This is a genomic window from Mesoplasma florum L1 (assembly GCF_000008305.1).
In the GTDB taxonomy this organism is placed as follows: domain Bacteria; phylum Bacillota_I; class Bacilli_A; order Mycoplasmatales; family Mycoplasmataceae; genus Mesoplasma; species Mesoplasma florum.
Map to the genome: position 1 here is coordinate 140,298 of NC_006055.1, position 22,071 is coordinate 162,368.

Sequence of the window (22,071 nt, forward strand, 5' to 3'; positions counted from 1 at the left end):
GAATTTAAATGGCAATTAATTTAATAATTACTACTCCAAATGGTAAATTTATAGATAATAAAAAAGTTGATATCATTAACTTAAAAACTATTGATGGAGATATTGGGGTATTAGGAAATATGTCGCCGTTGGTTACAGCTTTAAAAATTGGTAATATGAATTTTAAAGTTAATAATCAAACTCATTGAATTCACTTACATAGAGGCCTAGCAATAATTAACGCAACAGAATGTAAGATAATTACAGAAAGATTATATTTGGTAAACGAAAATGGTACTAAAATACCAACACCAGATAAATTAGATTAATTAAAAACTTTATCTCTTTTTAAGAAATAAAGTTTTTTTTGTATTTTTAGGAACATAATTAAATAAAAGGAGAATATCTTATGAGTAAAATTTATGAAACAACAGTAACTAATACAGGAGGAAGAACTGGAGAAGTTATTTCATCTGATGGAAAATTTAATTTAAAAATTTCATCACCTACATTAAATTTAGAAGGTACAACAAACCCTGAGCAATTATTTGCAGCAGGATATAGTTCATGCTTTAATGGAGCATTGCAAGCTGTAATGGCTAAAAATAAAGTTTCATTTAAAACAAATGTAACTGCTAAAGTAGCATTACACAATAATGGAGAATTGAACTTTAATATATCAGTTGAATTACAAGTTGAAATTATAGGAGCAGATAAAGAAGTTGCTGAAAAATTAATGCATGAAGCAGACTTGGTATGTCCTTATTCAAAAGCTTTAAAAAACAATGTAGAAGTTACACTAAGTTTAAAATAACAATAAAACATTATAGTGATACCTAAAATGAAAAATAAAAACTTTTATTTATTCAATTAATTTTTAATAACAACATTTTAATTTTAGAAATTAACAAATCTAAATTAGTTGATGTTGTTTGTTTAAATATATCAATAAAATCTTTTTACATAAAAAGATATTTTTGACTTATAATTTTTAAAAAAAATGGAGGCATGCTTATGAAAATAATTATTAAGCAACATTTTTGACTTTTTTCTTTATTTCTTTTTTTATCAATTGTTGGAGCTGTTGGTACTCTTTTCTTTGCTTATTTTTTTGGTAAAGTAATTGAGTTTGCAATTTCTAAAGATTTACAAAATTTTATTTTTTATATAATTGTTGCTTTACTAACAACTATCATTGCTATCGTTTCTGATTACTTGTCAGTATTAATTCAAAATAAAATAATTAAAGAAATCAATCAAGAATTACGTAAAAAGTATTATGATAAAATTTTATCTGATCAGTTCAATAGTAATATAGATACTGGAAAATTTATAAATAATTCATCAAATAAAATATCCCAATTAGAAATATTTTATTATCAAAGTATTTTTTTGATTTTTAGTGGAATTTGTTTTTTGATTTTATCAGTAGTTATGGTTATTTATTATAATTGATTAATTTTTATAATAACAACCCTTTTTTCAATTTTAGTGTTTTTAGTCCCTTTTCTAACAACTAAAAAATCCCATAAAAAAATAGAAATATCTAATCAAACAAATGATGAGTTTTTACAGTTTAGCAAAGATAGTGTTAAATCATATTGAAATTATTGAAGTTTAAATAAAACTCACAAGCTTAAATCAGATTTAATGAAAATATCAAATAATTATGAAAAAGCAAACAAGATTAGTAAAAACTTTCAAGGATTGCAAGTTATGCTAAGCACAATAACAATTTATTTAATTCAAATTATTTTAATAACTTTAATTTCTTATTTTTTATTTAAAAATATTTTTACAGTTGCAATTGTTGTAACTCTGTCACAAGTGACAACACAGTACATTCAATCATTTGGAATAATTTTAAATCATTTTATAAAATATTTAAACTTACGAAAAACAAATGATGAAATTAATGACCCTTACATTAAAGAATTAGAAAATTTTACTAAAACTGAAGTTATTGAAGAAAAATTAGAATCAATTGTATTTAAAGATTTTACATTTAAATATGATCAAACAACAATCTTGGATAAAATAAATTTAAAGATCGTAAGTGGTGATAAAGTTTTAATTTTAGGAAAATCAGGAGTTGGTAAATCTACTTTGTTAAAACAATTATTTTATCCAAAATCTTTTGATGTAAAAAGTGAGATATCCATAAACAAAACTAGGTGTGATAACTATGACATCCGTAAACAAGCAGTTTACATTGATCAAGATATTTTCTTAAGTAAGGACACAATTTGAAATAATATTACATTGGCAAATCCTGAAATTAGTAAAGAAGAAGTAGATTTTTATTTAAAATTTTTACAATTAGATCATTTAATTGATAGATTAGAATTTGGCCTTGAAACAATTATTCTAGATAATATGCAAAATTTGAGTGGTGGAGAAAGACAACGTTTTGCAATTTTGAGAGGTTTAGTTGCAAAAAAACCTTGAATGTTTTTGGATGAAGTGAACTCTGCGTTAGATAAAAAAACATCAAACTTAATAATGAATTATTTATTAAATAAAAAAAATTTAACTATTATTATGGTTGCTCATCATATTGATAAAGAAGAGTTAAATAAGTTCAATAAAATTATCAAATTATAATTAAGTTATTAAAAATGAGTTTTTTCATAGGTTTGCGCCTATTGAAAGAACTCATTTTTTTTATCTAATAATCTTTATAATATTTTGTTGTTTTTCATTTTCAGTTGAAATAATAAAACTTTTTTTAGCTCTCTCTATTCAATCATTGTTAATATCAAAGTTTGTGTAGAAAGTTAAAACAACATCACCAGTTTTTACAACATCACCAGTTTTTTTATTTAAATATATTCCAGCAGAGAAATCTATTAAATCCTCTTTTGTTTTTCTACCGGCTCCAAGATCCATTGAAAGTAAACCTATAGTTTCAGCGTCTTGTGAAATGATGTAACCATCTTTTTCAGCGAATACTTCAATTTTATTCTTAGTTGTAAAATTTTGATCATAGTTTTTGATTAACTCAAAATTTCCGCCCTGAGCTTCAACGAATTCTTCCAAGTAATGTGCACATTCACCAGTTTCTAGTTTTTTATAACAATCAGTTATAGCATCTTCTAATTTATCAAAAATACCTAAGTCAGTTAAAGTTAATCCAGCAGCTGTACAAACAACTTCTTTTAAATCTTCTGGACCATTGTTATTTAAAGTATCTCAAGCTTCCTTAACTTCAATTGCATTTCCTATAGCTTTTCCTAAAGGTTTTTGCATGTCAGTAAGAAGAATTGAAACTTTTCTATTATACCCGTGCCCAATAGTAATCATTTCGTTTGCTAGTTTTTCAGCAATGTCTACATTTTTCATAAATGCACCAGCTCCAACTTTAACATCTAGAATTAAACTGTCACTATCGATTACTAATTTTTTGCTCATAATAGAAGCAGCGATTAAAGGAATAGAATCAACAGTTCCAGTAACATCTCTTAGTGCATACATTTTTTTATCAGCAGGAACAATATCATCTGACTGACCTGTGATGCTCATTCCAACTTCATTAATTGTTTTAATGAATTTTTCTTTAGATAATTCACTTGTTCAACCTTTACATGACTCTAATTTATCAATAGTACCACCAGTTACTCCAAGTCCTCTACCAGAAAGTTTACAAACCTTTACTCCATAACTTGCAACTAACGGACTATATACTAAACTTGTTTTGTCTCCAACTCCGCCAGTTGAATGCTTATCAGCTTTTAAACCTGTAACCTCACTGACATCATAAACATATCCTGATTCAACATAAGATTGGGTTAATGCTAAAGTTTCTGCTTTGGTCATTCCATTAAAATAAACCGCCATAGCAAAAGCAGCCATTTGATAATCTGTTACATTATTTTTAACGTAACTGTTTATCAATCATTTAATTTCTTCAGCTGATAATTCTATTGAATGTTTCTTTTTTTCTATAATTTCACTAAAACTGTAGTTCATAAGTCTCCTTTTGTAAGAGTGCACAATATTTACACCATTACTCTTTCTACTATATTATAATAGAATAGACATATAAAAAACATAAGGAGTACAAATGGTTTTTGATAAAAATAACAAAGTTTATAGTGAATGAATAAATAGCCAAAAATTGGATGATGAGTTGAAAAGCCTTTTAGTAAATGCTACTGATGATGAATTGCATGCAGCATTTGAAGGAATAGAGTTAGAATTTGGAACAGCAGGTATAAGAGGTATTCTTGGAGCAGGACCTGGAAGATTTAACGTTTACACTGTTAAAAAAGTTACTATTGCATTTGCAGAATTATTAAAACAAAATTACCCAAATAGGTTGAATGATGGAATAGTTGTTGGTCATGATAACCGTCATAATTCTAAACAGTTTGCAAAAGTTGTAGCCGAAGTTTTATCAAGCTTTGGAATTAAAGCATATTTATTTAAAGAAAATGAAATGATGCCTACACCTGTTGTTTCATATGCAACTAAATTTTTAAACTGTATTGGAGGTATTGTAATAACAGCATCACATAATCCTTCAGAATATAACGGTTATAAAATATATGATCCATACGGATGTCAATTGCAAGATGAACAAACAGCAATTATTGCAAAAAGAATGGATGAAATTACAGACATTTTAAATTGAGAATATAAAATAAATGATTCGCTAATAGAAACAGTTAGCGAAAATGTTATTAAAGAATATGTAGATATGATTAAAAATCTTGAATTCTACAAAAAAGAGCAAGAAGCTAAAAAAGATTTAAAAATTATTTTTAGCGCAGTTAATGGAACAGGAACTAAATTTACCCCAAAAATATTACGTGAATCAGGATATAACGTTATTGAGGTTGAAGAGCATGCATTTGAAGATGAAACATTTAAAAATGTTGTAAATCCAAATCCAGAATTTGATCCTGCATGAAAAATACCGCTTGAATATGGTATTAAACATGATGCAGATATTATTATTATGAATGACCCAGATGCTGACAGATTTGGAATGGCAATAAAACATGATGGTCATTTTGTAAGATTAGATGGAAATCAAACAGGACCAATTTTAATTGATTGAAAATTATCAAATCTAAAACGCTTAAATAGCATTCCAAAAAATCCGGCTCTATATTCAAGTTTTGTAACAAGTGATTTGGGTGATAGAATCGCTCATGAAAAATATGGAGTTAATATTGTAAAAACTTTAACTGGATTTAAATGAATGGGTAGAGAAATTGCTAAAGAAGAAGATAACGGATTAAATTTTGTTTTTGCTTATGAAGAAAGTTATGGATATGTAATTGATGACTCAGCTAGAGATAAAGATGGAATACAAGCTTCTATATTAATAGCAGAGGCTGCTTGATTTTATAAAAAACAAAATAAAACATTAGTAGACTATTTAGAAGATTTATTTAAAGAAATGGGTGCATATTACACTTTCACTTTAAACTTGAATTTTAAACCAGAAGAAAAGAAATTAAAAATTGAACCATTAATGAAATCATTGAGAGCAACACCCTTAACTCAAATTGCTGGACTTAAAGTTGTTAATGTTGAAGACTACATCGATGGAATGTATAATATGCCAGGACAAGACTTACTAAAATTTTATTTAGAAGATAAGTCATGATTTGCTGTTCGCCCAAGTGGAACTGAACCTAAACTAAAAATTTATTTTATAGGTGTTGGTGAATCTGTTCAAAACGCTAAAGTTAAAGTAGACGAAATTATTAAAGAATTAAAATTAAAAATGAATATATAGGAGAAAAAATGAAACTAAACAAATATATAGATCACACATTATTAAAACAAGATGCTACGAAAGCTGAAATTAAACAATTATGTGATGAAGCAATTGAATTTGATTTTGCAACAGTTTGTGTTAATTCATATTGAACAAGCTATTGTAAAGAATTATTAAAAGGCACAAATGTAGGAATAACAAATGTTGTAGGTTTTCCTCTAGGTGCATGCACAACAGCTACAAAAGCATTCGAAGTTTCTGAAGCAATTAAAGATGGTGCAACAGAAATTGATATGGTATTAAATATTGGTGCATTAAAAGACAAAAATTATGAATTAGTTTTAGAAGACATGAAAGCTGTAAAAAAAGCAGCTGGATCACATGTTGTTAAATGTATTATGGAAAATTGTTTATTAACAAAAGAAGAAATCATGAAAGCTTGTGAAATAGCTGTTGAAGCTGGATTAGAATTTGTTAAAACATCAACAGGATTTTCAAAATCAGGTGCAACATTTGAAGATGTTAAACTAATGAAGTCAGTTGTTAAAGACAATGCTTTAGTTAAAGCAGCTGGTGGAGTTAGAACATTTGAAGATGCTCAAAAAATGATTGAAGCAGGAGCTGACCGCTTAGGAACAAGTGGTGGAGTAGCTATTATTAAAGGTGAAGAAAACAACGCGAGTTACTAAAACTAGCGTTTTTTTATTTTGCTCATTTTTATTAAAAGTTTGCAAAAAGGAACATAAAAATTCTAATTATTGATACTAAAGTTATTAAAAAGAAGATTTTGGTTGATTTTATAAAGGTCATAGAATATAATATTTTAGCATGTGTATTTTGTGTGCTCATTTACAACACACCGGTAAGGGTTGTTGATGAATGAAAAAATTATTAAAAATGGAGGTTACAATGGCAGAACAAAAAATGAGAATAAAACTAAAAGGCTATGATCACGCAATTATCGATCAAAGTATTTTAAAAATTATTGAAGCTGCTGAAGGAACTGGGGCAAAGGTTAGAGGACCTATCCCATTACCAACAGATAAACAAGTGATTACCATCTTAAGAGCTGTTCACAAGTACAAAGACTCACGTGAACAATTCGAAATGAGAACACACAAAAGATTATTAGAGATTTTAAATCCAACACCAACTACAATGGACGTATTAAAAAGAGTTCAATTACCAAGTGGTGTAGATATCGAAATCAAGTTATAAAAAAAATACAAATACAAAATTAAGTAACGAAATATACATGATTATCAATTAGGAGGATAAAAAGATGAAAGGAATCTTAGGACGTAAAGTTGAAATGACTCAAGTTTTTACAGCTAACGGGAAATTAGTACCAGTTACTGTAGTTGAAGTTCAACCAAACACTATCTTACAAGTTAAAACTCTTGAAACAAATGGTTACGTTGCTACTCAATTAGGAGTATTCGACAAAAGAGAAAACTTAGTAAACAAACCTGAATTAGGACAATTCAAAAAAGCTAACTCAGTTCCTAAGCGCTTCGTAAAAGAGATCAGAAACATGGAAGGGTTTGAAGTTGGATCAGTAATTTCAGCATCAGACATTTTCGAAACTGGTCAATACGTTGACGTTACAGGAATTTCAAAAGGAAAAGGATTTGCGGGAGCAATCAAAAGACATAACTACTCAAGAGGACCAATGGCTCACGGGTCAGGTTACCACCGTGGTATAGGTTCAATGGGAGCTATTATCAACCGTATTTTCAAATCTAAAAAAATGGCAGGTCACATGGGACATGTTAAACGTACAGTTCAAAACTTAGAAGTAATTGCAATCGATAACAACATAATGTTAGTTAAAGGTTCAATTCCAGGACCAAACAAAGGATTTGTTACAATCAAAGCCAATGTTAAAGGTTTATCAAACACACAAGCAGCAGAATTATTAGTAAGAAACGCGCCAGTAGCTACTGAAGCTCCAATCGAAGCACCAGTAGTTGAAGAAGTTGTTTCAACAGAAGAGTAATAGGAGACAAGTATGGAATTAAAAGTATTAAACGTCCAAGGACAAGAAGTTAAAACAATTTCATTAAACGATAGCGTTTGAAATGTGGCACCACATAAACAAGCTATTTATGACACTGTTATTTCACAACAAGCTGCTTTAAGACAAGGAACTAAAAAAACTAAAACTCGTGCTGAAGTACGTGGTGGTGGTAAAAAACCTTGAAGACAAAAAGGAACTGGACGTGCACGTCAAGGATCAATTAGAGCACCACACTGAAGAGGTGGAGGGGTTACTTTTGGTCCAACACCTGATATTAACTACAAGAAATCAGTAAACAAAAAAGTAAGAGCATTAGCATTTAAATCAGCATTATCAATTAAAGCTAGTGAACAAAATCTTGTAATCGTTGATAAATTCGATTTCGCTAAACCATCAACAAAAGAAATGATTAGCGTAATGAAAAATTTACAAATTGATGATCAAAAAACATTAATCATTACTAAAGAAAATGAAGAATTAGTAATTAAATCTTCAAGTAACATTAAAGGGGTAAAAACTTTACCATCAATCAAATTAAACGTATTTGATATCTTAAATGCAACTAAATTAGTTATGACAGAAGAAGCTGCAATGGCTGTTGAGGGGGTATACGCATAATGCATTTAACAGAAGTAATTAAAAAACCTGTGTTAACTGAAAAATCATTTTTAGGTCACGCAAACGGTGTATATACTTTCTTAGTAGACAGAAGAGCTAATAAAGTTCAAATTAAAAAAACATTCGAAGAAATCTTTGAAGTAAAAGTTGAGTCAGTAAGAACAATGAATTACGATGGAAAAGAAAAAAGAATGGGTAGATTTGTTGGAAAAACAAATAACTACAAAAAAGCAATCATCACTTTAAAAGATGGTGAAACATTAGACATTTTAAGCGATTTATAGAAAAAACCTAGCCCATAGGCGACAAATATTATAAATCAAAAATAAAAAGCTATAGAAAGGGATATTATGGCAATTAAAAAATATAAACCTACGACAAACGGTCGTAGAAATATGACTAGTATTGATTACAAGGCAACTTTAACAACAAGTACTCCTGAAAAATCATTATTAGCTGCTAAAAACTCTAAAGCCGGACGTAACAACCGTGGTTTAATTACTACACGTCACAAAGGTGGAGGACATAAACAAAAATACAGAATTATTGACTTTAAACGTAATAAAAGAGATGTTGTTGGAACAATCGCTACAATCGAGTACGACCCAAACAGAAACGCATTTATTTGTTTAGTTAATTACTTAGATGGAGAAAAACGTTACATCTTATTTGCAAAAGGAATGACAGTTGGAATGAAAATTGTTGCTTCAGAACATGCAGATATTAAAGTTGGAAATGCTGCTCCATTAAAAAACATTCCTGAAGGGACATTAATTCACAACGTTGAATTAAAACCTGGAAAAGGTGGACAAATGGCTAGAAGTGCTGGAACATCAGTACAAATCTTAGGGAAAGATGATGACGGTAAATATGTAACTTTACGTTTAACATCTGGAGAAGTAAGAAAAGTTTTAGCTGATTGTTACGCAACAATTGGAGAAGTTGGAAACGAAGAATACAACTTAGTTAATTGAGGAAAAGCTGGACGTAATCGTTGAAGAGGTATTCGTCCAACAGTTCGTGGTTCAGTAATGAACCCTAACGATCACCCACATGGGGGAGGGGAAGGGCGTACTCCAATCGGACGTAAGAGCCCAGTTACTCCATGAGGTAAAAAAGCTCTTGGTGTTAAAACAAGAAACACTAAGAAACCATCAGAGAAACTTATTGTAAGAAAGCGTAATGCTAAGAAATAGGGAAGGAGAATAGAAGACATGGCAAGATCATTAAAAAAAGGACCATTTGTAGACGAAAACTTATTTAAAAAAGCTGAAGTTGCAAAAGATGGAGAAGTTATAAAAACTTGATCACGTAGATCAACTATTTTCCCTGAATTCATCGGTAAAACTTTCGGAGTATACAATGGTAAAGAATTTATTCCCGTGTACGTAACAGAAGATATGGTTGGGCACAAATTAGGAGAATTTGCCCCAACTCGTAAATTCGGTGGTCACGGAGACGACAAAGGTAAGAAATAGAAGAGGTAGGATGACAATATGGAAGCAAAAGCTTATTTAAATATGATTCGTATCTCTCCTAGAAAAGTTAGATTAGTAGCAGATACAATCAGAAACAAACCAGTTGCAGCCGCAATTGCAACATTATATAACTTAGATAAAAGATCAGCTGAGCCAGTATTAAAATTATTAAACTCAGCAATCGCAAACGCAGTTAACAACAATGGAATGGACGCAGATAAATTATTTGTTAAAACTATTTTTGTTAACGAAGGACCAACTTTAAAACGTTTTAGACCAAGAGCTCATGGTAGAGCATACGAAATTTTAAAAAGAACATCACACGTAACAATTATTGTTAGTGATGAAAGAATATAGGAAGGACGAGAAGAATATATGGGACAAAAAGTATCACCTAATGTTTTACGTTTAGGAATCGTTAGAGATTGAGAAGACACTTGATATGCTGAAAAAGATCAATACGTTAAATGATTAGATCAAGATATCAAAATCCGTGAAGGAGTTCTTAAATTATTAAAAGATGCAGCTGTATCAAAAATTAAAATTGAAAGAACAAACTCAAACATTACTTTAATCATTAGAACTGCTCGTCCAGCTATCGTGCTTGGTCAAGAAGGTAAAAATGTTTCAAATATCGCAACAGCAGTGCAAAAAATTGCTAAAGATAGAAACTTAAAAGTTGAAGTTAAAGTAATTGAAGTAAAAAATCCTGATGCAGATGCAACATTAGTTGCAAGATGAATCGGAGAACAAATTACAAACCGTGCTTCATTTAGAACAGTTCAAAAATTAGCTATTAGAAAAGCTTTAAAAGCAGGAGTTAAAGGAATCAAAACTTCTGTAAGTGGACGTTTAGGTGGAGTTGAAATGGCTCGTACAGAAGGGTACATCGAAGGATCAGTACCTCTATCTACATTAAGAGCAGACATTGATTATGCTTTATATGAAGCTCCAACTACATATGGACAAATTGGTGTTAAAGTTTGAATTAATCATGGTGAAGTTATCGGAGGTCAAAGCCAAAGAGTTTCTGAAAAAGCACCAATGAATAATGATAGAAGATTCAACAACAAAAACAACAACAGAGGGGGACGTAAATAATGTTATTACCAAAAAGAACCAAATATCGTAAACCTCATAAAGTTAGTTTTAAAGGAAAAGCAAAAGGAGCTAAAACAATCAACTTTGGTGAATATGGATTAATGTCTCTTGACGGAGCATGAATCGATAACCGTCAAATTGAAGCAGCTCGTATTGCTATGACACGTTATATGAGACGTGATGGAAAAGTTTGAATGAGAATTTTCCCACACATTTCAATGTCAAAAAAACCTGCTGAAGTTAGAATGGGATCTGGAAAAGGGAACCCCGAAAAATGAGTAGCAGTTGTAAAAGAAGGAACAGTTATGTTTGAAATTGCTGGAGTTAGTGAAGAAACTGCAAGAGAAGCTTTACGTCTTGCAATGCACAAATTACCAGTTCGTTGCAAATTCGTTAAAAGAGGTGAAGAATAATGGCAAATAAATTAATGGATGAAATTAGAGCGCTTTCAGTAGAACAATTATTAGAAAGAAACGAAGCTAAAAAAGCTGAGTTATTCGCATTAAAATTCCAAGCTGCTGTTGGAAGTTTAGAACAAACACACCGTATTAAAGAAATTAAAAAAGAAATTGCAAGAATTCAATTAGTAATAGCTGAAAAAGCTAAAGCTGGTGAAGAAGTAAACAAAACTGTTAAAACAAACTATAACCAAGCTGTAACTGAAGCTGAAAAAGCTGGTAAAGAAGTTAGAGCAAAACAACGTAAAATGATCGAAGAATTACAAGCACAATATGAAAACAACGGTGCAAGTAATGATGATGCTATTGCAGAAGCTATGGCTAATGCAGTAGTTGAAGAACAAAATGATGTAAACGAAGGAGAAACTAAATAATGGAAAGAAATAGTAGAAGAATACTAGTTGGTAAAGTTGTATCTGACAAAATGGATAAAACAATTACTGTATTAGTTGAAACTTACAAAAACCACCCAATCTACAAAAAACGTGTTAAGTATTCTAAAAAATATAAAGCACATGACGAACAACAAGTTGCTAAAATAGGGGACAAAGTTCAAATTATGGAAACACGTCCTTTATCAAAAACAAAAAACTTCAGATTAGTAAAAGTAGTAGAAAAAGCTATTTTATAGGAGATAAAGAGATATGATTCAAACATTATCAAAATTAAAAGTAGCAGATAACTCAGGTGCTAAAGAAGTTCGTGTTATTCGTAATTTAGGTGGATCAGTTAGAAAGTTTACAGGAATTGGAGACATCATCGTTTGTTCAGTTCAATCAGCAACTCCAGGAGGAGCTGTTAAAAAAGGTCAAGTTGTTAAAGCTGTTATTGTTAGAACTACTAGAGAATTAAAAAGAGAAGATGGTACATACATCCGTTTCTCAGAAAATGCTGTAGTAATTATTAAAGAAGATAAATCACCACGTGGAACTCGTATTTTCGGTCCAATTGCACGTGAAATTAAAGAAGCTGGATTTGCAAAAATCGCATCTCTAGCTCCAGAAGTATTATAGGAGGAACCAGAGAATGAGCAAATCAAAAATCTTAGTAGGTGACGTGGTTAAAGTTATCGCTGGTTCACACAAAGGTGAATTAGGACCAATCACTTGAATATCAAAAGACAAAAAATGAGTATCAGTACAAGGGATTAACTCTTTAAAACATGTTAAACCTTCACAAACTGACTCAGAAGGTGGAATTAAAGAAGTTCCATCAAAAATTAATTTATCAAACGTAGCATTACAAGATCCTAAAAACAAAGATGGTATTTCAAAAGTGGGATACCAAATTGAAGATGGTAAAAAAGTTAGAATTGCAAAAAAATCTAACTCACCATTAAAAAAGGCAAGTAAATAAGAAAGGGACATGAAGAAATGAAATCAAGATTAGAAACTAGATATACTGAACAAATTGCTCCTGAATTATTTAAAGAATTAGGATATAAATCAGTAATGCAAGTTCCAAAACTTACAAAAATCGTTATCAACATGGGAGTTGGAGAAGCTACAACTGATCCAAAAAAACTTGATGCAGCTGTTGTTGAATTAGAACAATTAACTGGTCAAAAACCATTAGTAACAAAAGCAAAAAAATCATTAGCTGTATTTAAATTAAGAGAAGGAATGCCAATTGGTACAAAAGTAACTTTAAGAGGGAAAAAGATGTATGACTTCTTAGACCGTCTTACAAATGTTGCTTTACCACGTGTGCGTGACTTCAGAGGGGTTCCAAAAACTTCATTTGATGGATTTGGAAACTACACAATGGGAATTAAAGAACAAATTATTTTCCCAGAAATTGATTATGATAAAGTTCAAAAACTACGCGGAATGGATATCACAATTGTAACTACTGCAAAAACAAACGAGGAAGCATACAAATTATTAGAAAAATTTGGAATGCCTTTCGCTAAATAATAAAGGGGATTAGGAATAAATGGCTAAAAAATCATTAAAAGTTAAACAAGCTAAACACCAAAAGTTTGGCGTAAGAAACTACACTAGATGTAATAACTGTGGTAGACCACATGCTGTGCTTAAAAAATTTGGAATTTGTCGTCTATGCTTTAGAAAATATGCATACGAAGGTCAAATCCCAGGGATTAGAAAAGCTTCTTGATAATAGGAAATAGAAAGAGTAAAGGAAATAAAAAATGACAACAGACGTAATCGCAGATATGTTAACTAGAATCCGTAATGCAAACCAAAGAATGTTAAAAACTGTTAACATTCCTTCATCAAAAATGAAATTGGAAATTGCAAACATCTTAAAAGAAGAAGGATTCATTTCAAGCTTCACTGTTGAAGGTGAAGTTAAAAAAACTATTACTATTGAATTAAAATATCAAGGAAAACAAAGAGTAATCTCAGGACTTAAAAAGATCTCTAAACCAGGTCTTAGAGTATATGCACCAGCAAACGAAATCCCACAAGTATTAAACGGTTTAGGAATTGCAATAGTTTCAACATCACAAGGAATCATGACAGGAAAACAAGCTCGTCTATCAAACATTGGTGGAGAAGTATTGGCTTTCGTCTGATAATAGGAGGTAGAGGTAAAATATGTCACGTATAGGAAACAGAATTTTAACTATCCCTGCAGGTGTTGAAGTTAGTGTTGCATCAGACAACACAGTTACAGTAAAAGGGTCAAAGGGAACTTTAACTCAAAAATTCGCAGAAGTTATCACAATCAAAGTTGAAGGAGCAGAACTTTCAACAACAAGAGCTAATGAAATTAAACATACAAAACAATTACACGGAACAACAAACTCATTATTACAAGGTATGTTAATCGGTGTAAGTGAAGGGTTCAAAAAAACTCTTGACATTAACGGGGTTGGATATAGAGCAGCTTTAGCTGGAAGTAAATTAAATCTTTCACTAGGATACTCACACCCAGTTGAATATACAATTCCTCAAGGAATTACAGTAGAATGTCCAAAACCAACTCAAATCATTATTTCAGGTATTGATAAACAAGTTGTAGGACAAGTTGCAGCAGAAATTAGATCATACAGAAGACCAGAACCTTATAAAGGTAAAGGAATTAAGTACTCAGATGAAATCATTATTAGAAAAGAAGGGAAAGCAGCTGGTAAATAATATCAGAGCTTAAGGTTATAGAATTATGAAATATACTAAACAAGAAGCAAGAAAAAGAAGACATTACCGTGTTAGAAGTAAAGTTTCTGGAACTGCTGCTAAACCAAGATTAAATGTTTTCAAATCAAACACTAATTTCTACGCACAAATAATCGACGACACAACTGGAACAACTTTAGTTTCAGCATCATCATTAAACTTGGGATTAAAATCAGGAAACATTGAAGCAGCTAAAAAAGTTGCTGAAGAAATCGCTAAATTAGCAATTGCAAAAAGCATTGTTGATGTAGTATTTGACCGTGGTGGATACTTATACCATGGTAAAGTAAAAGCTTTTGCTGAAGCAGCAAGAGAAAACGGATTGAAATTCTAGAAAGGTAAAGAGTGAGAAATATGGAAAATAAAACAGAAGTAGTAGTAGCTGAAAACGCTAACAATCAAACTCAACCTGAAAGAAAAAAGTTTGATAGAAAACCAAACCGTCGTCCTCAAGGACCAAAACAATTCCAAAAAGATGATTTTGAAGAAAAAGTAGTAACAATTAGACGTGTTACTAAAGTTACAAAAGGTGGACGTCACTTTAGATTCGCAGCAGTTGTTGTTGTTGGAGATAAAAAAGGTCAAGTTGGTTTAGGAACAGGAAAAGCAAATGAAGTTCCTGAAGCAATTAAAAAAGCTGTTAAAGAAGCTAAAAAGAACTTAATTAGAGTTCCTTTAAGAGGAACAACTGTTCCTCATGAAGTGATCGGTCACTTTGGTGCAGGTCAAGTTCTAATTAAACCAGCTAAACCTGGTACTGGAGTTATTGCCGGTGGACCAGCTCGTGCTGTTATTGAATTAGCAGGTATTGCAGACGTTTATGCTAAATCATTAGGTAGAAACAATCCAATCAATATGATTAGAGCTACAATTGATGGTTTATCATCAATGCATACAGCTAAAAAAGTAAATGACTTAAGATTTGGAAAACCAGTTATTAAAACTGAAAAACCAAAAGTAGAAGAAACTAAATAGGAAAGGAGCATACAAATTATGAAATTACATGAATTAAAATATACTGAAGGTAGCAAAAAAGATGTTACTAGAGTAGGTAGAGGTATGGCTTCTGGAAAAGGGAAAACTTCTACAAGAGGTCATAAAGGACAAAACTCACGTTCAGGTGGGGGAGTTCGTGTAGGATTCGAAGGGGGACAAACTCCTTTATACAGAAGACTACCAAAAATTGGATTCACTTCTCCAAACCAAAAAGAATACGTTATTCTTAATCTTTCAGATTTAGAAAGATTAAATTTAGCATTAATTGATCATAAAGTTTTAGTTGAGCAAAAAATTATCAAAAACGAAAAACAATTAGTAAAAGTTTTAGGTAAAGGTTCAATTACTTCAGCAATTAATGTAAAATTAAACAAAGTTTCAAAATCAGCTCAAGCTGAAATTGAAAAACTTGGAGGAAAAGTAGAGGTGATTTAATATGGCAAAAAAGTTCGCTAAAAAAAGCAAACAATATTCAGCCAAAAAATCACAAAGTAATAATAGCGATTTAAGAACTGGCAACTTCTTTATTAAAAATAAAGATATTCTAGGTAGAATCGCTTTTACTTTATTATTATTAGTGATTATTAGAATTGGAGTATATATAACAGTACCTGGTATCAGATTGACTTCTGATTATCAAAATGCTATTAACAATTCACAGTTCTTTCAATTACTTTCAACTTTGGGGGGAGGTACTATTGGAAGATTCTCGATTCTAGCATTAGGGGTATCTCCTTATATTACTGCTTCCATTATTGTTCAGTTGCTTTCAACTGATGTTGTTCCTATCTTAACTAGATGAAATAAATCTGGTGAAAGAGGAAGAAAGAAATTAGATAAATTAACAAAAGTATTAATGATTCCATTTGCTTTAATGCAAGGGATTGCAACGATATTTACACTTCAACAACAAGGTGTTATTGAACCTGGTTGATCAAGTGATAATGTATTAGCTTCTCCAGCATTTTACTATGTATTAGTACCACTTGTTATGTTAGCTGGTTCATACTTTATGTTATGAATTGCTGATCAAATTACAATCAAAGGTGTTGGTAATGGTATTTCAATAGTTATCTTTATTGGTATTATTGTTCAATTGCCTAACCAAATAAAAGCTACATATGATTTCTGAATACCTTCAAATGAAAGTATTAACGTTTTCTTTGACGGAATAATTAAGTTTTCTATTTACATGTTAGTTTTCTTTGTTGTTATATTCTCTGTTGTACTTATGAATGAAGCAGAACGTAAAGTGCCTATTCAGCAGACCGGTAGTGGTTTAATTGATTCAAAAGATCATACACCATATCTACCACTAAAACTGAATAATGCCGGGGTTATACCAGTTATCTTTGCATCTGCATTGATATCAACTCCAATTACAATTGCACAAATTATTGACCCAACAGCTAGCACGTCTACCGTTGATTCGGCAAATGCATTTGTAAGGTTTACACAACATTACCTTTCATTTAATACGTGATGAGGAATTGGAATATTTGCTGTAATGATTGTATTATTTACATTCTTATATGCTCAAGTTCAAATTAATCCTGAAAAAATAAGTGAGAACTTTCAAAAATCAGGAACTTTCATTCCTGGGATTAAACCTGGAAAAGATACAACAAATTTCTTAAAAGGAACTATTAATAGATTGTCTTTATTTGGTGCTATATTCTTAGCTGCAATTGCTGCGTTGCCATATGTTATATCTAAATTGACTAATTTACCAAGTCAGTTAGCTATTGGGGGAACCGGTTTAATTATTTGTATATCGGTTGCTATTCAAACAACACAACAATTACAAGGAAGAATTACACAACACAAATTTATTGAAAGCAAAAAACAAAACTTTACTGAAGAAGCCTCAACAAATTCTTCAAGTCATATTTGATAAAAGACTATCAGTAGTCTTTTTTCTTTTGGTTTAAACCTATTTTTAGATATAATATAATTGTTATGAAAGAGGTAAAGATGACTGAAAAGCAAAATGTATTTAAAGAATTATTAAAACTTAAAGATAATTCTTATAGCCCTTATTCAAATTTTAAAGTGGCTTGTTTAATCTATTTAAACAACAATGAAATCATTAAAGGTGTAAATGTTGAAAATGCAGCATATCCTGCAACTATATGTGCAGAAAGAACCGCATTGTCTCAAGTTTATTCTTTGGGTTATAAAAAAGAAGATATAAAATCTTTAGAGTTATATACTGATTCTGAAAGTTTGGGATCACCTTGTGGAGTTTGCCGTCAAGTTATTTCTGAATTAGTAAATTGAACTACACCAATTTCAATTTACAACAAAAATGGGTTTCAATTAGAAACAAATATAAATGAGTTATTGCCGCATGCCTTTGAGCCTGCACAACTTATTAAATAAAAGGAGAGAAAATATGAATATTATGTTATTAGGAGCACCTGGTTCAGGTAAAGGAACTTTGGCAGAAAAATTAATCAAGAATCAAGGATTTAATCAAATGTCAACAGGAGATTTGATGCGTAAAGAAATCAATGATGAAACACCTTTAGGAATTGAATGTGCAAGATATATGAATGAAGGTAGATTAGTACCTGATGAAGTTACAATGGGTATTGTAAAAAACTTTTTACAAGATAATCATAATCAATTAATTTTTGATGGAATTCCAAGAACATTAAATCAAGCTAAAATTTTAGAAGAAAACTTAATTGAACTAAATGCAAAAATAGATAAAGTTATATACATTGATGTTCCAAGTGAAATTTTATTAAACAGAATAAGTGGAAGATTAATTTGTCCAAAATGCAAAGTTAGTTACCATATCATTAGCAGAAAACCAAAATTAGAAGGAATTTGTGATAATGATGGAACTGAACTAGTTCGTAGACCAGATGATGCTCCAGAAAAAGTTAAAGTTAGACTTGAAGCATATGCAAATGAAACAGCACCATTAGTAGATTACTATAAAAATAAACCTGGATTTATTCATATTGTAGATAATGCGAACACAACTGCTGAAGAAGTTTATGCAGAAGTTTTAGGAGCTTTATAGATGGCTGTTACAATAAAATCACCTCAAGAAATTGAAAAAATGCGTGTTGCTGGTCAAGTTTTGGCAGAAGCTATTGACATGTTAAAATCAATGATAAAAGTAGGCGTAAATTGCTTAGATTTGGATAAAGAATTTGAAAAATTTATTACTGAAAAAGGATGTAAATCTAATTTTAAAAATTATCATGGATACCCAAAAACTATTTGTATATCAATCAATGAGCAATTAGTACATGGAATTCCACAAGATAGAATTTTAGAAGAAGGAGATTTAGTTTCTGTTGATACAGGGTGTGTTTTCGAAGGATATCATGCTGATAGTGCATTTAGTATGATAGTAGGCATTGCAAAAGATACAAAACATGATATACTATTAAAAGTCACTGAAGAATGTCTGGATTTAGCTATTGAAGCTTTAGCTCCAGGGGTTCGTATTGGTACTATTGGGAGCATAATTCAAAACCATGCAGAAAGTTTTGGTTTTGGAGTTCCAAGAGACTATACAGGACATGGAATTGGTACAGAAATGCATGAAGATCCTTTTATACCAAATTATGGTAAAAAAGATACAGGAATGCGTTTGCAAGCAGGGATGGTAATTTGTATTGAACCTATGATTCAAATGGGTACTTTCAAAACTAAACTTGCAGCAGATAATTGAACAGTTCTTTCAGCTGACAAGAGTATGACTGCTCACTTTGAACACACTATCTTAATTACTGATAGTGGTTATGAAGTATTAACTAAATCAAAAAGATAGGAGTTGTAGTTTATGGCAAAAGAAGCAGAAATGGAATTTGAAGGTACGGTTGTAGAAGTATTGCCTAATGCAAAATTCAAAGTACAACTGGAAAACGACATTGTTATTGATGCACACGTGTCAGGTAAAATCCGAATGCATTACATTCGCATCTTACCTGGAGATAAAGTAACAGTCGTGATATCACCTTATGATATGACACGTGGAAGAATTACATATAGAAAAATTGCTAAAAAAGCAGAAGTGTAATTATAGAAAAAATCGACTTAAGTCGATTTAAATTGTTTAAATACAAAAGAACAAATACGGAGGTTACAGATGAAAGTAAGATCATCAGTCAAAAAAATTTGCGACAAATGTCGTGTTATTAGACGTAAAGGCCGCGTAATGATTATTTGTGCACAACCAAAGCACAAACAAAGACAAGGTTAATTAGTCTAAATATAAAATTATTAAAAATAAATTTTATTTAAGAAAGGAATTAGAGATATGGCTCGTATTAGTGGAGTAGAAATCCCAAACGAAAAAAGAGTTGTAATTTCATTAACATATATTTATGGTATTGGATTATCAACATCTCAAAAAGTTTTATCTAAATTAAACATCAGTGAAGATGTTCGTACAAGAGATTTAACTGAAGAACAAATTAAAGCAATTTCTACAGAAATTTCAAACTTCAAAGTTGAAGGGGAATTACGTAGAGAAGTATCATTAAACATTAAACGTTTAATGGAAATAGGATGTTACAGAGGATTAAGACACCGTAAAGGATTACCTGTAAGAGGGCAATCTTCAAAAACAAACGCAAGAACTGTTAAAGGTCCAAGAAAAACTGTAGCTAACAAGAAAAAATAGAAGGTAGAAGGAGATTACAAAAATGGCAAAACCAAAAACAAATAATACAAAAAAACGTATTAAGAAAAATATCCCAAAAGGTATCGCTCATATTCACTCTACTTTTAACAATACAATTGTTACTATTAGTGATGAAAAAGGAAACGTACTTTCTTGATCAAGTGCTGGAGCAATCGGGTTCAAAGGTTCTAAAAAATCTACACCTTATGCTGCGCAAATGATTTCAGAAGCAGCTGCTAAAGGTGCAATGGATCAAGGTGTTAAATCAGTTCAAGTTGAAGTAAAAGGTCCAGGTCCAGGTCGTGATGCTGCTGTTAGAGCATTAACAATCGTTGGAATGGAAGTAACTTCAATTAAGGATTGTACACCAATCCCTCATAATGGAGTTCGTCCTAAAAAACGTCCAAGAAAATAATTATAGAACAAAGGAGTTTTAGCGAATGAAACAATTTAATAAACCAGAATTCGGAATTGTAAAAGAATCACCAAATAAATTTTACGGTAAGTTTGAAGCAGCTCCTCTTGAAAGAGGATTTGCTGTAACTTTAGGTAATGCATTAAGAAGAACATTATTATCATCAACACCGGGAGCAAGTGTTTTCGCAATTAAAATTGCAGGAGCACAACACGAATTTACTTCAATCTCAGGTATTGAAGAAAATGTAACTCGTATAGTTCTTAACGTTAAAAAATTAATTTTAAGAATTGATAGCGCGATTTACAATGACGACGAAACTGTTGAACTAAAAGTAGGTACATCTACAATTGGTCCGGTTACTGCAGGAAGTTTAGTTTTACCAGCAGGAGTAGAGGTTTTAAATAAAGACCTAGTTATTGCAAACGTTGCTGAAGGTGGTAATTTAGATTTAGTATTATATGCTAAAAACTCAAGAGGTTACAAAACTTTCAAAGAAAATAAAGAATTAAAAGATGTAGTACCAGGAATGATTACAATCGATTCAAACTACTCACCAATTATCAAAGTTGCTTATGGATCAACTCCAATCAACTTAGGTAAAGCGCAAGATTTTGAAAAATTAATCTTAGAAGTAGAAACAGATGGATCAATCTTAGCATCAGATGCTGTTTCATTAGCATCAAAAATTCTAATTTCACACTTTGATGTATTCACTACTTTAGCTGAAGAAGTAGAAGAAGTTGCAATTATGGGTGTTGAAACTGTTGAAGAAAAAGAGTTAGACAAACCTGTTGAAGAATTAGAGTTTACTCAAAGAAGTTTAAACTGCTTAAAACGTGCTGGAATCAGTACATTAAGAGAATTAGTTTCTAAAACTGAAGATGAAATTCAAGATATTAGAAACTTAGGACGTAAGTCATTAAAAGAAATTAAAGATAAAGTTGCGGCTTTAGAATTAACATTCAAACAAAATTAAGATTATAAGGAGGTAAATATATGTCATATATTCAAAAACAAGGTAAGAATACTGCATGAAGAGTAGCTTTAATGCGTAACTTAACTAGTGAATTAATTGTTTCAGAACGTTTAGAAATTACTGAAACAAGAGCTAAAGAATTAAGAAAACATTTAGATAAAATGGTTACTTTAGCAAAGCGTGGCGATTTACACGCTAGACGTCAAGCTGCTTCATGATTAAGAAACATTGAAGCAAGTTCAAAAGAAGATGTTTTACAAAAATTATTTACAACTATCGCTAAAAAATATAAAGATAGAGACGGTGGTTACACACGTATCTTAAAATTAGATAACCGTAAAGGTGATAATGCACCAATGGTAATTATTGAATTAGTTTAGTAATAAAAAAATTAAGGTTAATATGCCTTATTTTTTTTATCTATTTTATCTATTTTAATTTATAATTATTATAAACAAATTTTAAACAGGGGGATATCACCATGGATTCATTGAAAAAATTCAAA

General features: G+C 30.7%; 36 protein-coding genes. 35 read left to right on the forward strand and 1 reads right to left on the reverse strand.

What is annotated here, in order from left to right; translation table 4 throughout:
- The first annotated feature begins 8 nt into the window (after positions 1-8).
- From MFL_RS00590 to MFL_RS00600, 3 genes are all read left to right on the forward strand, one after another.
- Positions 9-308: a hypothetical protein gene (locus MFL_RS00590; RefSeq protein ID WP_011183013.1), complete on the forward strand. Its 300-nt coding sequence runs from the start codon at positions 9-11 to the stop codon at positions 306-308.
- Between the two features lie 80 nt (positions 309-388).
- The gene (locus MFL_RS00595; RefSeq protein WP_011183014.1) at positions 389-793 is read left to right on the forward strand and encodes an organic hydroperoxide resistance protein; all 405 of its coding nucleotides are present in this window, start codon (positions 389-391) and stop codon (positions 791-793) included.
- 200 nt (positions 794-993) lie between these two features.
- Positions 994-2,583, forward strand: a complete 1,590-nt coding sequence (locus MFL_RS00600) for an ABC transporter transmembrane domain-containing protein (protein WP_011183015.1) — start codon at positions 994-996, stop codon at positions 2,581-2,583.
- A gap of 60 nt (positions 2,584-2,643) precedes the next feature.
- On the opposite strand, the gene MFL_RS00605 is transcribed toward MFL_RS00600, so the two are convergent.
- On the reverse strand, positions 2,644-3,948 hold the full coding sequence (locus MFL_RS00605) for a thymidine phosphorylase (RefSeq protein WP_011183016.1): 1,305 nt from the start codon (positions 3,946-3,948) through the stop codon (positions 2,644-2,646).
- A gap of 94 nt (positions 3,949-4,042) precedes the next feature.
- Here MFL_RS00605 and MFL_RS00610 point away from each other — a divergent pair, with 94 nt between their 5' ends.
- From MFL_RS00610 to rplQ, 32 genes are all read left to right on the forward strand, one after another.
- Entirely contained in the window at positions 4,043-5,728 is a 1,686-nt protein-coding gene (locus MFL_RS00610) for a phospho-sugar mutase (protein WP_011183017.1), read from the forward strand.
- A gap of 8 nt (positions 5,729-5,736) precedes the next feature.
- Positions 5,737-6,399, forward strand: a complete 663-nt coding sequence (gene deoC, locus MFL_RS00615; protein WP_011183018.1) for a deoxyribose-phosphate aldolase — start codon at positions 5,737-5,739, stop codon at positions 6,397-6,399.
- Between the two features lie 220 nt (positions 6,400-6,619).
- Positions 6,620-6,928, forward strand: a complete 309-nt coding sequence (rpsJ, locus tag MFL_RS00620) for a 30S ribosomal protein S10 (protein WP_011183019.1) — start codon at positions 6,620-6,622, stop codon at positions 6,926-6,928.
- 64 nt (positions 6,929-6,992) lie between these two features.
- The gene (gene rplC / locus MFL_RS00625) at positions 6,993-7,709 is read left to right on the forward strand and encodes a 50S ribosomal protein L3 (RefSeq protein ID WP_011183020.1); all 717 of its coding nucleotides are present in this window, start codon (positions 6,993-6,995) and stop codon (positions 7,707-7,709) included.
- 12 nt (positions 7,710-7,721) lie between these two features.
- Positions 7,722-8,348 carry a 50S ribosomal protein L4 gene (gene rplD / locus MFL_RS00630; protein WP_011183021.1) on the forward strand — a complete coding sequence of 209 codons (627 nt, stop codon included), beginning with the start codon at positions 7,722-7,724 and terminating at the stop codon, positions 8,346-8,348.
- Positions 8,348-8,632, forward strand: a complete 285-nt coding sequence (gene rplW / locus MFL_RS00635; RefSeq protein ID WP_011183022.1) for a 50S ribosomal protein L23 — start codon at positions 8,348-8,350, stop codon at positions 8,630-8,632. Before rplD ends, rplW begins: the two co-directional genes overlap by 1 nt.
- A 66-nt stretch (positions 8,633-8,698) precedes the next feature.
- A complete protein-coding gene (rplB, locus tag MFL_RS00640; protein ID WP_011183023.1) occupies positions 8,699-9,544 on the forward strand; it encodes a 50S ribosomal protein L2 in 846 nt (281 codons plus the stop codon).
- Positions 9,545-9,562: 18 nt separating this feature from the next.
- The gene (rpsS, locus tag MFL_RS00645; protein WP_011183024.1) at positions 9,563-9,826 is read left to right on the forward strand and encodes a 30S ribosomal protein S19; all 264 of its coding nucleotides are present in this window, start codon (positions 9,563-9,565) and stop codon (positions 9,824-9,826) included.
- A gap of 18 nt (positions 9,827-9,844) precedes the next feature.
- Complete coding sequence (gene rplV / locus MFL_RS00650) at positions 9,845-10,183, forward strand: 50S ribosomal protein L22 (RefSeq protein ID WP_011183025.1); 339 nt, start codon at positions 9,845-9,847, stop codon at positions 10,181-10,183.
- Positions 10,184-10,201: 18 nt separating this feature from the next.
- Positions 10,202-10,927 carry a 30S ribosomal protein S3 gene (gene rpsC, locus MFL_RS00655; RefSeq protein WP_011183026.1) on the forward strand — a complete coding sequence of 242 codons (726 nt, stop codon included), beginning with the start codon at positions 10,202-10,204 and terminating at the stop codon, positions 10,925-10,927.
- Positions 10,927-11,340 carry a 50S ribosomal protein L16 gene (gene rplP, locus MFL_RS00660; protein ID WP_011183027.1) on the forward strand — a complete coding sequence of 138 codons (414 nt, stop codon included), beginning with the start codon at positions 10,927-10,929 and terminating at the stop codon, positions 11,338-11,340. The genes rpsC and rplP overlap by 1 nt, the downstream gene beginning before the upstream one ends.
- A complete protein-coding gene (gene rpmC / locus MFL_RS03730) occupies positions 11,340-11,759 on the forward strand; it encodes a 50S ribosomal protein L29 (protein WP_011183028.1) in 420 nt (139 codons plus the stop codon). The genes rplP and rpmC overlap by 1 nt, the downstream gene beginning before the upstream one ends.
- Complete coding sequence (rpsQ, locus tag MFL_RS00670; protein ID WP_198401951.1) at positions 11,756-12,016, forward strand: 30S ribosomal protein S17; 261 nt, start codon at positions 11,756-11,758, stop codon at positions 12,014-12,016. Before rpmC ends, rpsQ begins: the two co-directional genes overlap by 4 nt.
- A 13-nt stretch (positions 12,017-12,029) precedes the next feature.
- Positions 12,030-12,398, forward strand: coding sequence for a 50S ribosomal protein L14 (rplN, locus tag MFL_RS00675; RefSeq protein ID WP_011183030.1), 369 nt, complete (start codon positions 12,030-12,032; stop codon positions 12,396-12,398).
- Between the two features lie 13 nt (positions 12,399-12,411).
- Positions 12,412-12,741: a 50S ribosomal protein L24 gene (gene rplX / locus MFL_RS00680; RefSeq protein ID WP_011183031.1), complete on the forward strand. Its 330-nt coding sequence runs from the start codon at positions 12,412-12,414 to the stop codon at positions 12,739-12,741.
- Between the two features lie 17 nt (positions 12,742-12,758).
- Positions 12,759-13,301 (forward strand): 50S ribosomal protein L5, encoded by a 543-nt coding sequence (rplE, locus tag MFL_RS00685; RefSeq protein WP_011183032.1) that lies wholly within the window; start codon positions 12,759-12,761, stop codon positions 13,299-13,301.
- 19 nt (positions 13,302-13,320) lie between these two features.
- Positions 13,321-13,506 (forward strand): type Z 30S ribosomal protein S14, encoded by a 186-nt coding sequence (locus tag MFL_RS00690; protein WP_011183033.1) that lies wholly within the window; start codon positions 13,321-13,323, stop codon positions 13,504-13,506.
- Between the two features lie 31 nt (positions 13,507-13,537).
- Entirely contained in the window at positions 13,538-13,927 is a 390-nt protein-coding gene (rpsH, locus tag MFL_RS00695) for a 30S ribosomal protein S8 (RefSeq protein WP_011183034.1), read from the forward strand.
- Between the two features lie 19 nt (positions 13,928-13,946).
- Positions 13,947-14,489, forward strand: a complete 543-nt coding sequence (rplF, locus tag MFL_RS00700) for a 50S ribosomal protein L6 (RefSeq protein ID WP_011183035.1) — start codon at positions 13,947-13,949, stop codon at positions 14,487-14,489.
- 25 nt (positions 14,490-14,514) lie between these two features.
- The gene (gene rplR, locus MFL_RS00705) at positions 14,515-14,862 is read left to right on the forward strand and encodes a 50S ribosomal protein L18 (RefSeq protein WP_011183036.1); all 348 of its coding nucleotides are present in this window, start codon (positions 14,515-14,517) and stop codon (positions 14,860-14,862) included.
- 20 nt (positions 14,863-14,882) lie between these two features.
- Complete coding sequence (rpsE, locus tag MFL_RS00710; RefSeq protein ID WP_011183037.1) at positions 14,883-15,503, forward strand: 30S ribosomal protein S5; 621 nt, start codon at positions 14,883-14,885, stop codon at positions 15,501-15,503.
- A gap of 18 nt (positions 15,504-15,521) precedes the next feature.
- Complete coding sequence (rplO, locus tag MFL_RS00715; protein ID WP_011183038.1) at positions 15,522-15,959, forward strand: 50S ribosomal protein L15; 438 nt, start codon at positions 15,522-15,524, stop codon at positions 15,957-15,959.
- A 1-nt stretch (position 15,960) separates the two neighbouring features.
- The gene (gene secY / locus MFL_RS00720; RefSeq protein WP_011183039.1) at positions 15,961-17,421 is read left to right on the forward strand and encodes a preprotein translocase subunit SecY; all 1,461 of its coding nucleotides are present in this window, start codon (positions 15,961-15,963) and stop codon (positions 17,419-17,421) included.
- Between the two features lie 77 nt (positions 17,422-17,498).
- Positions 17,499-17,906 (forward strand): cytidine deaminase, encoded by a 408-nt coding sequence (cdd, locus tag MFL_RS00725; protein WP_011183040.1) that lies wholly within the window; start codon positions 17,499-17,501, stop codon positions 17,904-17,906.
- Between the two features lie 13 nt (positions 17,907-17,919).
- Entirely contained in the window at positions 17,920-18,558 is a 639-nt protein-coding gene (locus tag MFL_RS00730) for an adenylate kinase family protein (RefSeq protein WP_011183041.1), read from the forward strand.
- Entirely contained in the window at positions 18,559-19,317 is a 759-nt protein-coding gene (map, locus tag MFL_RS00735; RefSeq protein WP_011183042.1) for a type I methionyl aminopeptidase, read from the forward strand. It begins immediately after the preceding gene.
- Between the two features lie 12 nt (positions 19,318-19,329).
- Positions 19,330-19,566 (forward strand): translation initiation factor IF-1, encoded by a 237-nt coding sequence (infA, locus tag MFL_RS00740; protein ID WP_011183043.1) that lies wholly within the window; start codon positions 19,330-19,332, stop codon positions 19,564-19,566.
- A gap of 69 nt (positions 19,567-19,635) precedes the next feature.
- Positions 19,636-19,749: a 50S ribosomal protein L36 gene (gene rpmJ / locus MFL_RS00745; RefSeq protein WP_011183044.1), complete on the forward strand. Its 114-nt coding sequence runs from the start codon at positions 19,636-19,638 to the stop codon at positions 19,747-19,749.
- A 57-nt stretch (positions 19,750-19,806) separates the two neighbouring features.
- Positions 19,807-20,172: a 30S ribosomal protein S13 gene (gene rpsM, locus MFL_RS00750; RefSeq protein WP_011183045.1), complete on the forward strand. Its 366-nt coding sequence runs from the start codon at positions 19,807-19,809 to the stop codon at positions 20,170-20,172.
- Positions 20,173-20,194: 22 nt separating this feature from the next.
- Positions 20,195-20,587 carry a 30S ribosomal protein S11 gene (gene rpsK / locus MFL_RS00755; RefSeq protein ID WP_011183046.1) on the forward strand — a complete coding sequence of 131 codons (393 nt, stop codon included), beginning with the start codon at positions 20,195-20,197 and terminating at the stop codon, positions 20,585-20,587.
- 25 nt (positions 20,588-20,612) lie between these two features.
- Positions 20,613-21,566: a DNA-directed RNA polymerase subunit alpha gene (locus MFL_RS00760; protein WP_011183047.1), complete on the forward strand. Its 954-nt coding sequence runs from the start codon at positions 20,613-20,615 to the stop codon at positions 21,564-21,566.
- 20 nt (positions 21,567-21,586) lie between these two features.
- Positions 21,587-21,946, forward strand: coding sequence for a 50S ribosomal protein L17 (gene rplQ, locus MFL_RS00765; RefSeq protein ID WP_011183048.1), 360 nt, complete (start codon positions 21,587-21,589; stop codon positions 21,944-21,946).
- Positions 21,947-22,071 lie beyond the last annotated feature (125 nt).